Origin of the sequence: uncultured Victivallis sp., from assembly GCF_944391105.1 — a bacterium.
GTDB lineage: Bacteria > Verrucomicrobiota > Lentisphaeria > Victivallales > Victivallaceae > Victivallis.
Map to the genome: position 1 here is coordinate 1 of NZ_CALXSK010000065.1, position 14,245 is coordinate 14,245.

At 59.0% G+C, this 14,245-nt stretch carries 8 protein-coding genes; 1 reads left to right on the forward strand and 7 read right to left on the reverse strand.

Features of this window, described 5'->3' with window-relative positions; all coding sequences use genetic code 11:
• Nucleotides 1-677 precede the first annotated feature (677 nt).
• Nucleotides 678-1,325 carry a DUF1793 domain-containing protein gene (locus Q0K10_RS14730; RefSeq protein ID WP_294508596.1) on the forward strand — a complete coding sequence of 216 codons (648 nt, stop codon included), beginning with the start codon at nucleotides 678-680 and terminating at the stop codon, nucleotides 1,323-1,325.
• 53 nt (nucleotides 1,326-1,378) lie between these two features.
• Here Q0K10_RS14730 and Q0K10_RS14735 read toward each other — a convergent pair whose 3' ends face one another.
• From Q0K10_RS14735 to Q0K10_RS14765, 7 genes are all read right to left on the reverse strand, one after another.
• Nucleotides 1,379-4,420: a hypothetical protein gene (locus Q0K10_RS14735; protein ID WP_294508599.1), complete on the reverse strand. Its 3,042-nt coding sequence runs from the start codon at nucleotides 4,418-4,420 to the stop codon at nucleotides 1,379-1,381.
• A 118-nt stretch (nucleotides 4,421-4,538) separates the two neighbouring features.
• Nucleotides 4,539-7,451 (reverse strand): sugar-binding protein, encoded by a 2,913-nt coding sequence (locus Q0K10_RS14740; RefSeq protein WP_294508602.1) that lies wholly within the window; start codon nucleotides 7,449-7,451, stop codon nucleotides 4,539-4,541.
• Nucleotides 7,452-7,521: 70 nt separating this feature from the next.
• Nucleotides 7,522-8,283 carry a prepilin-type N-terminal cleavage/methylation domain-containing protein gene (locus Q0K10_RS14745; RefSeq protein WP_294508605.1) on the reverse strand — a complete coding sequence of 254 codons (762 nt, stop codon included), beginning with the start codon at nucleotides 8,281-8,283 and terminating at the stop codon, nucleotides 7,522-7,524.
• 70 nt (nucleotides 8,284-8,353) lie between these two features.
• Nucleotides 8,354-11,272, reverse strand: a complete 2,919-nt coding sequence (locus Q0K10_RS14750) for a hypothetical protein (RefSeq protein ID WP_294508608.1) — start codon at nucleotides 11,270-11,272, stop codon at nucleotides 8,354-8,356.
• Between the two features lie 14 nt (nucleotides 11,273-11,286).
• The gene (locus Q0K10_RS14755) at nucleotides 11,287-12,027 is read right to left on the reverse strand and encodes a hypothetical protein (RefSeq protein ID WP_294508611.1); all 741 of its coding nucleotides are present in this window, start codon (nucleotides 12,025-12,027) and stop codon (nucleotides 11,287-11,289) included.
• Nucleotides 12,028-12,112: 85 nt separating this feature from the next.
• Complete coding sequence (locus Q0K10_RS14760) at nucleotides 12,113-13,126, reverse strand: LacI family DNA-binding transcriptional regulator (RefSeq protein WP_294482883.1); 1,014 nt, start codon at nucleotides 13,124-13,126, stop codon at nucleotides 12,113-12,115.
• Between the two features lie 462 nt (nucleotides 13,127-13,588).
• The gene (locus Q0K10_RS14765) at nucleotides 13,589-14,152 is read right to left on the reverse strand and encodes a hypothetical protein (RefSeq protein WP_294508613.1); all 564 of its coding nucleotides are present in this window, start codon (nucleotides 14,150-14,152) and stop codon (nucleotides 13,589-13,591) included.
• Nucleotides 14,153-14,245 lie beyond the last annotated feature (93 nt).

Genomic DNA, 14,245 nt, shown 5'->3' on the forward strand with positions numbered 1-14,245 from the left:
CAAATCACCAGCGATTTTTCTTCATTTGGATATTCTCGTTTCGCTTTCCCTGCCGCGCTAGCGGCTCAGTTCAAGTAACTTGTGATTTATATTCCATTGCCATATGGTAAACCTTGGCACGTCGCCTTACCCCCGAAAAAAGAAGCCGCTGAACAGCAAAATTCTTCGCCAAAAACAGAAATTGGAAAACTTTGGTAAAAACGTTGCCACGGGCGACACTTTCCCGTAGAATAACGTCAAGCCCTCCACTGGCCACAGAACCGGTAGAGGGTAAACTTTATGAAGTCGGCACCAAGATGCGTCGTCTACGCAATTGATCTGCTCCTCTGGAGCTCTCAGGTCGGTCGGTTGCTTCGGCTGCGCCAATTCACGTTTGTCATCTGTAATCGCTCAGAAACAAATGTACGCAAAATCACACCTGTCCTTCTATGTTAGGTTTTGTCAAGTCGTTTTGTGGTATTTCTGACTTTTTCTTAAAAATTCTTCCTTTCCAAAGCAAATTTCCCCTTACCCATGCACTCATGAGCTGTAAAGCAATCTACTTTTAACGCCAGTCTGTTTTCTGTTCTTTTTGAGAAACTTCATCCCATTCCACACCGGCTACGGGTTAACAATCGTTCCCAACCTTCTATCGACCGCGAAAGTTCCAGACTTTCGACGTGGACGAGTGTGTCCGGATGGCGGTGAAGAACAACCTTCACTTGAAGGTGTTCGGTCTGGAAGAACAGGTCGCCAAAGAGATGCGCACGAGCGAGATGCTCGGCATGCTTCCGGAGCTGAATATTTCCAACAATTTGACCGGCCGAAACAACCGTCCGGCTTCCAGCAGCAAGCAGATTCACGGCGACGGTCCCGGCACCTACTCCTACTCGCAGAGCCAGGACAAAACCGTCAACTATCTGAACGTGGATCTCGCGCTGAGTGTGCTTGATTTCGGGTTGGCGTTCTTCAATACCCAGCAGTCGCAGGACCGGCTGCTCGAACTGAAGCTTTTTCCCGCGTCGCTGGCGGAGCGCGAGGTCGCCTTCTACCGGGCGCACCAGAACCGCTACGGACTGCCGCTCGACAGCCGGGCGGATTACACCAAGCTGGACTGGCTTCTCTACTGCGCCTGCCTGACCGGAAAAGATGACGATTTCCAGGCCTTGCTGTCTCCGGTGATCGATTTCCTGAAGGAGTCGCCCAGCCGGGTGCCGATGACCGACTGGTATGATACCGGAAACGGGGCGCAGGTCGGCTTTCAGGCCCGTTCCGTGGTCGGCGGCCTTTTCATCCGGCTTCTCTACGATTCCGAAACCGTCGCGTCCTGGCGCCGCGGCCGCTGATTCCGGAAGCGCCGGAGCGGACACGCCCTGCCGGATGCGTTCGCTCCCGTCGGTTACAGAAGCCCTGCCGGCACCAGCTGCGGCTCTCCGGTCTCGTACTTCCGGAACTCGAACGGCCCGGTCCAGACCGGCCACTTGTCCTTCAGGTAGAACGGGCCGTGGGAGTTGCGGCGGTGACCGAGGATGGTGACCTCCACCCGGTCGCCGCGGCCGGTCAGCCCCGTCAGTACCGTACGGTACGGCGGCCAGGCGGCCATCGCCGCCTTTCCACCGTTGACGGATACCAGCACTGCGGTTCCACGCCAGGGGCCGAGCTCCAGAACCGTTCCATCCGCCGTGCCGTCGGGCAGGTCGAACCGGTAAGTCAGGTTGCCGGAATAGTACGGCAGTCCCTGCTTCGTCCAGTCCCCGCGGACCAGCGTCTGCGGCGGAGCGGTCAGAACGGCGTTCTCCCCGACCGCGAACTCGCCGAGCAGATAACAGTATTCCAGCCCCGGCATTCCGGCATGATAGGCGGTTCTGAGCGTAATCCGGTTCCGGCCCTGTACGAAAAGCGCACGGGGGAGCGCCAGCAGCCGCAGGGAACGGTCCACCCACCACGCATCCGGCAGCGGCGCGATGGGAACTCCGTTGAATTCGGCCTCGTACAGTTCCGGCCTCTCCAGCGCCAGACGGCACTCTTCCGGCGGAATATCCCGGCAGTCGAACTCGTATTTCAGCTCCAGCGCCAGTTTGCGTTCCGGTTCCCGCCGGGGGGCGAGCCACGGCTGGATCATTTCGCCGCCGCGCGGCCGGGCTCCGAGCCGTTCCCGGAGACGGTCGTCCAGCTTCAGAACCGGTTCCGACGCCTGCCAGCCGCCGCCGTCGATCCGGTATTCCGGCTCCGCCAGCAGCAGCACGTTCGGCTCGCTGCGCCGGACGGGGAGCGGAACGCCCGCCGGGATTTCCACCACCGGGGCGCCCGGCGCGGCGTCCCGGCGTTTACGGCAGGCCGGAATCTCCTGCGCAGCAATGAAAAGCCGGGATTGCAGCGCGGCGAAGGAGGTGTCCGCCGCCCGGCAGCCGTTTTCATAAAAGCCGTCGACCGGAAAAATCTCCCCGGAGGATGGGTCGATTTCATAGATCCGGTAAGCGGCCGGCAGCTTCCAGGCGATCCGGACTGCGGGATATTCCAGATTGCGGTCGCGCACCAGCGGCATCTCCATCTGACGGTCGCGCATTTCCACTCCGGTGTTGCAGCAGAAGAGAACTTCGCAATCGTCATGGCGGCGCAACTGACAGAGAATGCTTTCCGCCTCCGTTCCGGCGGCGGCAATGGAGAGATGGCGCACTGCCGGGCCGAGTGCCGTTGCGAGCTCGTGCTCCGCCGTCTTCCGGAAATTCCGGTAAGCCTCCGCAGCCGCCCCGGAAATTGCGCCGTCTGTCCGTTCCGGCGGCGCGCCGAGGAAACAGACCGTTCCGCCGTTGCGGCGGAACGCAGTCAGCAGTTCGAGCGTGCTCCTGCGGATGGTGCGCATTTCCGGCAGCAGCACGGCCTGATAAACTGCCTGGCCGATGCGGAGTCCGGCCTCTTCCGCCGCGCCGTGCCGGGCCATGATCTCTTCGTCGCCGAAATCGAAATCCAGATGCTGCCCGAGCAGGAAGTTGGTCAGATGGACCAGCCGGTTTTCTTCCGCTGTGTTCCACTCCGGCTCCGCACTGTCGCGTCCTTCGTAAAAGACGCCCCAGGTCGATTCGATCGGATGCACGACCAGCAGATCGCGCACCTCGGCGCCGCCGGAGAGGGCCAGGTTGATCCGGGCGAAATAATCTGTGATCCGGTGATAGGATTCGAACCACGGCGACTGGCTGGAGATGCTGGCCGGATAATCCCGCTTGCCTTCCCCCTCCATCGTGTACCAGGCCAGGTGGGGGCAGAAGAAGTTGATTCCCAGCGCGGTCTGCCAGTCGCCCAGCGCCTTGTGCCCGGCGAAGGGAAAATCCCAGCCGGTGCAGCCGTAGGTTTCGCTGAGCCGGAGAGACCGCCCGAACTGGCGGGCGGCCGAAACGCACTGCTTGGCCGCCAGGAAAATATTCCAATGCTCGGTCAGGAGATCGATTCCGGGACTCTGCATATATTCATAGAAACGCATGGCGCTGCCGACGAAACTGCTCTGGCTGACGACGTTGTCTTCGAGAAGGACGTGGCCGGTAAAAAGCAGGTTGTTTTTTTCGCACCACGCGCCGATCCGGCGGCTGAAGGCATTGACGAAGAGATGCGTCAGGGTGTTGTAGTAGTGCATGCGCACCGGCGAAAAATCTTCGTCACCCACCTTGAAAAACAGCTCCGGCAGCCGGTCGGACAGCTTCATACCGCCGCTCAATTCTGCAAAGGTCTGCGGCAGGGATTCCGTCCACGGCATGCTCATGCTGCCCGGCAGGAACCCGGTCCGGAAATTCGGTTCGTCGGAGAAGATTCCCGGGACCGTGCCGCCGAATTCCGAACCCAGTTCAGCCCGGTATCTCTCATGGGTGACGCGGATGAATTCCTCCACAGCTTTTTCATTCAGCACATCCAGATAGGCTTCGCCGTTGAACCAGGAGCTGTCGGGGGCGACGGACAGCCGGAAGCGCAGCAGCGTTTCATTTTCGGCCAGCGGTTCACCGGCGCTTTCCAGGCGGCGGAAGGAGGAGCAGCGGCGCGCGTTCAGGTCGGCCGCGGCGAAACAACCGAGCGTCCGGCACCCGTCCTCCGCCCGGGCTTCGTCCCCGGAAATGCACTGGATGAAACGGCTGCGGTATTCCGGATTGCGGGTGACGAGCCCGCCCGCCGCGCCGGAGGGCCAGCGGTCCTCGTCGTAGAGCCAGGCGTCCATGCCGCATTTTTTCGCTTCGTCGATGCAGGCCCGGACGCACTCGAACCACTCCCGCCCGAGATACTCCGTGTTGAGGCCGACGCGCGAATGCATGAAAAATCCGCCGAAGCCCATTTCCCGGAAATCGTTGATTTGCCGCCGCAGCTCCTGCGGTTCGAGTTTGCCGTTCCACGCCCAGAAGGGAGCGCCGCGAAATTCTTTGCCGGGGGCCGGCAGACGGGAGAGAATAGAGTCAAGCATTTTATTCCGGTTCAGGTTTGATGTCAATATGGTTGTCGGCGAGTGAAAAAGGGACGATTGTGTCTCGCCGTCCTTCTCCGGCCGGCGAAACACGATGGTCCCGGTCTTTTGGTCCGGGTTATTTCCTGCGCCCGGAACGCAGCTGCACAAGGCCGAACTTGCCGGTGTCCTTGTGGCCGTCCAGCCCGTCGAAGAACAGCATCGTGCGCGAGCGGATGCCGCCGTCGCTGTCGTTGATCAGCAGGGCGATGCGGAACTGCGCGCCGTCCTTCAGCTCGAAGCCGAGCCGCTCCGGAGGAATCGTGAAGCTGTATTCGGTCAGGCTGCCCCTGCGGGTGACGGAACAGGCGCCGTCGAATTTTCCGGCTTTGAATCCCTCCGGCGGATAATGGCTCCAGCCGACCGCACCGTCGCCGGTGAGCGAGAAGGTGTATTCGCTCCAGTTCCTGCCGTTCATCGGGTCGAGGCCGAACTGGATGCTGTCGTTTTGCCAGATATGGGGGCCGGTATGGGGGGCGTTGTGCTCCTGGTCGGTCACGCGGCATCTGACATGCAGCCCTTCCCGGGACCAGCTGAAGGAGAGCGCCGCGGAAAGATCCTCTTTGCCGCTCCAGCGCGGGATGGTCGGCACGAACACCAGTTCGCGCAGCGCGGCGGGAGAATCCAGCATGATCGGTTGTTCCGGCGAGCCTTTCTCCGGGATTTCGACGCAGCAGACATAAGGAATCGGCAGCGAATCCTCGAACACCTTTCCGTTTCTGTCCGAAAGGATCAGTTCGGCGGGAATCACGCTTTCGCCGTAGTGCTGCTCCGCCGGGATCGTGACATTCACCGGAATTTCTTTGCTTTCTCCCTGCTTGAGTTCACCCGAGAAAGAGCGCCCGGCAAGCTTCAGCCGGTAACGCAGCGCCTGCGGCAGGGGATTGGCGAGGGTCACAACCGTTTTTACACGTTCTCCCGGCACCGCCGCCAAACCGTCCCGGAAGGAAAGAAGCCGGGGCTGTGCCTGGAGTTTTCCCTTCGGAGTTTTCAAATAGAAGGGCAAGCTTGCGCTTTCCACTGTAATCAGGCCGTTCTGCGGATTCAGCGTCCGGGTATTGCCGTAAATGTCGGTGCGGAGGATCGGGACATCGGAGCGGAGGACGAATTTCAGCCCTTCCACCCGGCGCCTCTCCCAGACGACGGTCACTTCGTCCGTGTCTCCGGTGAAGCGGAAGCCTTCCAGCAGCGGATCGAGCTCCGCCATGCCGCTGAAATCACGGTTGGAGAGCTGCCGGATCAATTCCGCGTAAGCCATGAAGGAGGGTTTCGGCTGGTTGTAGACCGTCACCAGGCTGAAGGTGTCGTCGGCGCCGATGCCCTTGTCCCAGTAATCCTGCATCATGAACCAGTTGTAATATTCCATGCCGACCGCCTTGCTGTAGGTGATCTTCCTGACCAGCTGGTCGGCCTGGGCGTAGAATTCCCGGGGGGCGGCCATGAAGGAACGGGTGGCGGCCTCCGTATTGATGATCGGCTTGTGGCCGGGGCCCGCGATTTTCTTCACGATGTCGAACGTGAAACGGTAGTGCGGGTAATTGCCGTGCTCGTGGTAGGCGATGACGTCGAAAATCTCCGGGCGGGCCAGCAGGCGCTCGATGAACTGCGGCTGCGAGCCGGGGATCGCCGGGCAGAAGCCGCCGGTGGTGATCTTTACATGCGGAGCATGTTTTTTGAAGATCGGATACAGGCGGCTCAGGGCGGTCAGATAATCATCCGTCATCGTCTCGCCGCGGACGAGATTCGGTTCATTCATGAATTCGAAATATTGCGCCTCCGGCATGGTGCCGAAGAATTTGGCGAATTCGGTCATAAACTCGTCGAATTCCTCCCAGCGGCAGTCGAGCGGCGAAGTCGGGTTCGGCTTGATCACCCACGGCGGCATATACCCGGCATAATCGATCAGCAGTTTGACGCCGGCTTTGATCGGAGGCTCCCAGAGCTTGCGCAGCGCTTCGGCGCGCAACTTGCCTTTGGCCAGCTGGGCATCGCCCATCAGGCCGGCGCGGATCATGTCGACGCCGAGCAACGGCAGCCACGAGGCGTGCAGCACCCCCTCTTCGTAACAGTTGTTCAGCTCCTGATCCTCGACGGAAAACCACATCGGCCGTTTGTTGACCGGGCCGTTGTTCGGTTCGAAAACCGAGATCCAGCCGAAATGCAGCGTTTCGCCGCCGAGCGCGACGGTGACCGGATGGGGCGCCTGCGTGTCGAAGCTGCCGAAGTCGAATTTCTGATAGCAGAACCCGTAGGGAGGAAGTTCGATCTTCCGGGTGAATTCCTTCCCGGCTCCCTTTACCGTGATTTCGCCGGAGAACGGCGTGGAAAGACGATTGCGGAACAGATATTCCGGCGTCACCTGTTCGCCGGGGCGCCAGCCGAGCTTGCGGTAAACCGGTTCGGCGGTGATCGGAGCGAGATCTTCCGGCAGTTTTTTGAAATCCACCTCGACATCGTCGAAGAAGATGTCGCCTTTGGCCGGGCCGGAAAACCACACCACCAGCCGGTAAACGGAGAAGGGATGGCGCCCGGCGATCTTCTCTTTCGGAAGGGGGATGAAGATTTCGCGCCAGCCGTCGCCGGAGGCGGGTACATAAGCAGTACGGATCAATTGTCCGTCGCTCAACTTGAGATCAAACGTAAAGCGGGTGTTGAACCCGCACGGATTGACCTGCAGGCGAATGCCTTCCGCATTTTCGTCCAGCTTCTGGAGAAAGACGCGGTTGTTGCCCATGCCGAGTTCGGCTTCCCGTCCCGCGGCGTCGAAGGTGAGCTTTGCGCAGTATCCGTCGGGACGCGAAGCGTCTTCAAAGCTGCCGCAGCGGTTCCAGTAGATGTTTTCCCCTGGATTTTCGGTACCTCCCATATTACACCACGTGGTAATGCGCGTAAAATCGTCCAGCATCACCCGGGCCGGCGGCTGCGCGGTTGCGGTGGCCGCCGTCAGGCAACAGAACAGCAACCCCTTGAGTTTGAGAAATTTTAAATTCATGAGAATGTCTTCAGGTAAATTAACGTTGAAAAGTGTGACGAGTTTCATCAGGATGTGTCTGCCGCCCCGACTATTCGTATGCTCCGCCGGCGAGGCGCGTTGTATCACGCCACCAACGGAATTCATTGCTCCAGCTCTCATCCGTCAAACGCGGCCGGGCAGAAGAAACATGACCATCTGTACAAAGAAGATTGATGCTGTCCCCGTGGGATTTCACCAAACTTTCAAAGGCGTAATCCAACGGGATTTCTGGAGCGGCATAAATGAATTTTGCCGTAGTTCCGGTACCGGCATAGTCTGTGGCATATACCTGACGTGAGGGAGCTTTCAGGCTGACGATTTTTACGGCAGGCCAGGTCAGCCAGTTGTCGCTTGCATCGTTCGGCTGGGAAAACGAACCGGCGATATTACCATTCACGCCATAGGAGTTATAACGGGAAATTTCCTGATCGTTCTGATCATAAAAATAGAAAACTTCGTGTTCCAGCGGCAATCGACTTGAATCGGCCGGACACTGGAAGACCTTGGCGTTGCCGATCACTCCGTAGAGCAGTTGCGTCCAGATGCGGGAGTGGTGATCCCAGGAGCTTGACCAGTGGCCGTAAGGCACATAACTGTCGTAGCTGTCGGCATAAAGCGCAATGCCGGTGCCCATGGTTTTCAAATTGGTCGCGCAGGATATCTTGTGCGCCCGCGCCCGCGCCTTGTTCAGCGCCGGCAGGAGCATGGCTGCGAGAATCGCGATGATCGCGATCACGACCAGAAGTTCGATGAGTGTAAATCCGAAGCTGTTTCTCCCGCTTCCGGACGGCCGTTTGCTGCTCTGTTTCATTCCTATTCCTTTCATGTTGGGTGGATCGGCGCCGCCGATGGCAGGCGGCGCCGGCCGCGTTATGGAAAAATCATTGTTCCGAACTCAGTTGCATGACTCCGTACAGCCGGGTATTCTTTTCGCCGTCGATTCCGGCAAAGTAATTCATGGTGCGGAGACGCACGCCGGAATCGTTGTCGCAAACCAGCAGCGCCATCCGGAAAGCCGTTCCGGGCCGGAGCGGAAAACCCAGTTGATTACCGGGAATGGTGATTCGGTACCGGGTCAGATTACCCTCGCGCACGATGGAAAAGCCGCCCTGAAAAGGCCCCGCTTCCATGCCCGGCGGAGGAATATGGCAGTAGCCTTCCGGCCCGGCGGAGGTGAGGGAAAATGCATATTCCCTCATCTCTCCCTCCATCGGGGCAATGCCGATCTGGACGCAGTCGTTCCGCCAGAGGTAAATGCCGTTCTCATTTCCGCAATGCTCCTGATCCGTGACCTTGAAATCGAAGGAAAGCCCCGCTTCGGAATACCATACCGCAATTTCGGCGGAAAGGTCCTCCGGCCCCTGCCAGGCGGGCAGCCGGGGATCGAACACCAGCTCCCGCAGCGACGATGCGGAATCAAGAATGATCGGCTGCGCCTTCCGGCTGGTTCCGGCGATTTTTCCGCAGCAGAAATAGTTCAGTGAAATTCCACCCTGATAGACCGGCTTTTCCTGCTTCCCCTGCAGCGTGAGCGGCAGGGTCAGGGTGCGCATTCCCGACTGCGCATACGGGGGGACCGCCACCGTCACCGGTACAGCCCGCTGTTCTCCCGGTCCGATCCGTCCGGATCGGCGAATTCCGCCCACCGCCAACGACCAGGCGAGCTCCTCTCCGTACGGATTGTTCAGCAGCAGAACCGCGGGAACCTTATCACCGGGCATCCCGCATACGGGAGACCGGAACGAGAGCAGCGGTTCAATCGCCGTCAGCGCCTTTTTCGGCGTCCGCAGGTAGAACGGCAGTTCCGAAGCCCTGAGCATGACGATGCCGTTCCGGGGCGGCAGCATTTCGCTGTTGCCGTAAATGTCGCGGTATTCAACCGGAACGTCGGAGCGGACCATGAAGTCGAAGGTCTCGTTTTCCTGCCGGGGCCAGAGCACGAACACTTCGTCCGTCTCCCCCTCGAAGCGGCAGCCGTCAAGCCGCCGGTCGAGCTCTGCCGCTTCTCCGGGCGTGCGGTTGGCCAGTTGCCGGATCAGTTCGGCGTAAGCGGCAAAGGAGGGCTTCGGCTGATTGTGGATCGTAACCAGACCGAAGGTGTCGTCCCGTTCGGCATTCCGCCCCTTGTCCCAGAAGTCCTGAACCATGAACCAGTTGTATCCTTCCATCCCGGCGGCTTTGCTGTAAGCGATCTTTTTGACCAGTTGGGCGGCCTGGCGGTAAAACTGATCCGGCTCCGTGTAACGCGACCGGAAGCCCGCTTCGGTATTGAACACCGGCTTGCGGATCTCCCCCATGAGCCGCCGCATGGTGCCGAAGGTATCGGCATAACGGGGATATTCCGAATGTTCGTGGTAGGCGACCGCGTCGAAGGTTTCCGGCTGCGCCATCAGCCGTTCGATGAATCCGGGCTGCGAATACGGGACATCCGGGCAGACGCCGCCGGTCATCACCTGAATTTCCGGCGCATGTTTTTTGAAAATCGGATACATCCGCCGGATGGCGGCCATGTAGTGATCGGTCATCCTGCTGCCCGGTGTGGTCACGTCGTGCAAGTTCGGTTCGTTGATGAACTCGAAGTAACGCGCGCCGGGAAGGGTATGGAAGAATTTCGCCAGATGCTCCATGAACAGATCGAATTCCGCCCAGTTGCAATCCATCGGCGAGGTCTGGGGGCGGGCGGCCACCCAGGGGGGGAAATATCCGGCGTAATCGATCTGCAGCATCACGCCGGCCCTGATATGCGGCTGCCACAGTTTACGCAGCGCCTCCGCCTTGAAGCGTCCTTTGGTCATCTCGACATTCCCCATCACTCCGGCGCGGATCATGTCGACGCCGAGCAGCGGCAGCCAGGAAGCGTGCAGCGCGTTCTCGGCCGGAGCGTTGTTCAGCTCCTGGTCCTCGACGGAGAACCACATCGGGCGTCGGTTGAGGCGGCCGCGGTTCGGCTCGAAGACCGTAACCCACCCCCGGTGAAGCAGTTTTCCTTCCCATGTCAGCTCGAGCGGCAGTGCGGTCTTCCGGTCGAATACGCCGAAATCAAATGCAATCACCTTTGCGCCGTAAGGCGGCAGGTCGACTTCACGGCTGATCTCGCGCTCGCCGACGCGCATTTTCACGATGCCGCGGAAAGGCTTCCCGAGACGGTTGCGGAAACGGTATTCCGGCACGGCCGGCTCTCCGGGACGCCAGCCGAGCTGCCGGTAAACCGGCAGCGCTCCGAGCGGTGCAGACTCTTCCGGCAGCGTGGAATATTCCACCTGGAGATCGTCGATCAGCATTTCGCCTTTGCCTGCCTTGTCGGCCGTGAAGATCAGGTTGTGAATGACGAACGGAGCCTTCCCCTCCAGCGCCGGTTCGAACGGAATGAAGATCTCCCGCCAACCGCTGCCGGAGACGGCAGCCGGAACGGTGCGGACCTTTTTCCTGTCGCTCCGTTCCAGATCCAGACTGATGCGGCCGGAAAATCCCTGCGGATTCACCCACAACCGGAGTCCGACGGCGTTCTGATCCAGAAACGTTTTGTAAATCTCGTTCTTATAGGCGTAGCCTTCGCCGTTGTCCTGCAGGAAATCGAATTCAAGGCGTCCGCACCAGCCGTCGTCGCGGGAAGAGTCCTCCGCACTGCCGAGCGGGCACCAGTAACGCTCCGCGTCCGGATTGGAGCCGGGGCCGTCATCCCAGTAGTAGGAGCTGATCGTGGAAAAATCGTCCAGCATCACCCGCGCCGGGGCATCCGCGGCGCAGAGCACCCGGCAGGCCGGCAGGATGAAGAGCAGTATTGTCCGGAATAAATTCATCTGATTTCTTTCGTTTATGGCTTTTCACGGTCGTCCTGCGGCGTTCCGTCTTCCGCAAAGGAGATTTTCAACTGAGAACTCTTCCGTCCCCGCATTTCGGCATGGCCGTCGAACATCAGTACGGTTCCTTTCCCCGCGTGCCGGCGGATAAAGCCGATATTGCCGTTTTCCTGCAGCGCGTCTCCGGTGAAATACCAGGCTCCGGCCCGGTGCGCCTTATGGTATGAGTCCCCGTAAAGAATGGTTCGACCGGGTTTTAAGGAACTGAACAGCCGGATATAGCAAAAGCCGTCGTCGTCATTCATGCGGTAGACCAGTTCGCCCGGGAAATCCCGGCCGTTCCTGTTTGTCTTCCGCTGTTTTTCCCAGTAACCGGCATCGCGGCGATAGTTGTAAAGACCGTTCATCCCCACCCAGATTCCATCGGTTGTCCTGTTTTCATCATCGGGACAGCTCCCGATTCCATACTCCGCATAGCCGAGGCTTCGCGGATCGTCCGGGCGTTTGAAAACAACCCTTGTCCACGGGATGACCCCGTCTTTTTCCGTCCAGTTCATGAAGATCAGAAGCCCTTCAAAATCATTTGCATATGTATGGAACGCCATTCCCATGCGGCGGCAATTGTCCGCACAGCCGGCCGCCTTTGAACTTCCCTGAGCCGAACCGGCTGCCGCCGCTGCCAGAGAAAAGAGCAGCATCATAATTACTATTGTCAATAATAATTCGGACAGCGTGAAACGGGCCGCTTCTCTCATGGACACTTCCTTTCCGGGGTCGGACACAAAACGCCCCTGCCGCGGCTGGAAAACGAGTTTCCGCACGGATTGCTGTTATATGAAATCAGCCGGTGCTGTATTGACCGGAAACGCCGGCCGGAGGAGAGCCGGCAGACGGCTGAAACGATTCCCGCAGAATCAGCGTTTCATCGATAAAAGTTTTCTCCACATGCGGTTCCCCGTTCAGATTCCGGAGAATGATGCCGGCCGCCCGCCTGCCGATCTCCTCCACGGGGATGGAGATGATCGAAATGGACGGCGTCATGTAAGAGAGGAAATATTTGTTGCTCCAGGCGATCAGGGACAGATCTTCCGGAATCCGGACATGGTGAGTAAACAGCACCCGCAGCAGCATGCAGATCAGATGGGTGTCGCAGAACACCAGGGGGAACTCCCCGACCCGCGGCAGAAATACTTTTTTCACTTCCTCGCAGGTGGTTTCCTTCACATAAAGGACTTCCCCGATGCAATCCTCTTCCGCGACAGCCTGTTTGAAACCGCGAATCCATTCCCGGCCTCCGACGCAGTCGGGGGGGATCGACAGAAAAGCGATTTTACGGTAGCCTTGTTCGATGCAGACCTTTGTGGAACGGTATGCCGCCAGATGATCGTTGCCTTTGACGAAGGAGAGTTCCGGCTCCTCCGTCTCTTCCAGCAGAACGACGGGGATGGAGTTCCGGACCATGTCCATGAAATGTTTTTTTTCATCCGAAGCGGGCTGGACGATGACGCCGTCCACATTCCGCTGCATCAGGTTGAAGAAGATTTTCTTCTCCTTTTCCGGATTTCCCTCCGTATTGCAGAGCAGTACATTATACTCTTCGCCGAGCGCGTCCTCCACCGCTTTCACGAAGCCGCACCAGAAATCATTGTCGATATTATACACGACGATTGCGATGTTGAAGGTGCGCTTCAGCCGGAAATTCCTGGCCTGTTCGCTGCGCCGGAAACCGTTGTGCATTGCGAACTCGGTGACCCGCGCCCGGGTTTTGGCGGCGACGCGGGTGTTGCCGTTCAAGGCCTGAGACACCGTTGTCGGCGAGACGCCCAGTTCTTTTGCGATATCGTAGATTGTCATGGCTCAATAACCTTTTCACATCGATTTGAAAGCTATTAATATTATATTCAAATCGATGTGAAAAGTCAAGAGCAAAAAGATTTTTTTTGCATTTTTATTCGATGCCCCGTCCCCCGGAGGGGCATGGCGGACGATAAAATTGATTTTCCTGTACGGCAGGGAGATTGCCGGTTGTTTCCGGTTCGGATCGTGAACTCCCGTTCCGTGTGCGGCCGGTATCCGTCGGGCAGCTTCGTGCAAAGCACCATGTTTTCGCAATGTTCACCGCTGTGCGGCAGATGCCGTCAGGAACTCCTGACGCATTTTCACCTGTTGCTCCGTAAAAAATCCCGGTATGCCGCCGCAGTTCTCCATCGTCGGACAAGGCGGGAAATATACTTCCGAATCCGCATGTTTCAAACGGGAAGCTCTGCCGCCTTTGCGCGCGCAGACGTGCTGCTGACCGGCTTCTCTGCTCCGGGGTCAGCGGAAAATATCCGCGTCGATTGCGTTTTCGTAGCTGTCCGAGACGACGTCGAGGTATTCGGTATACGGAGCGGACCCGGGATTGTCGATCAGCTTCCGGGCGAATTCGGCCGACCGTACGCCGATGTCGAATAAATCCCTGGTGTGCAGCTGGAGGGTCCGGAACGGCTGCCGGCTGCCGTTTTCTCCGGTCGCGGCCGGCAGCAGCCACTGAAACAGGGATTGCGTTTCGGTCGAGCAGAGCGCGTCGACGTTGATCGCTTCCGCCTTGCAGAGTTTCGACAGTGCGGGCAGGCAGCCGGGCAGGGTGATGAGGTAACTGCAGAGGAGTCCGTCGGCTCCGGCCAGCGGCGCAAGGTTTTTTTCGTGGCCGGGCGTGTACAGGAGCACTTCGCAGACCTCCTCAGCCGGGACTCCGTGGAGCAGGAGGGTTTCGTGGTAGCCGCGTGCGGTCTCCCGGTTGCTGAGCGTGGTGATGATGGTGTCGATGATCCCGAAACGGCTGCTGCCTTCAGCCAGCTGGCGCAGCGCGGCGCGGCTGCCGATAGGAAAAAGTTGCAAAAGTAGCTTGACAAAACCTAGGTTGTGTCGTCAATAGATTTGTGCTATATTATGCAAACGTCAAAAAAGGATATAGGGAAAATGGCGAATGCA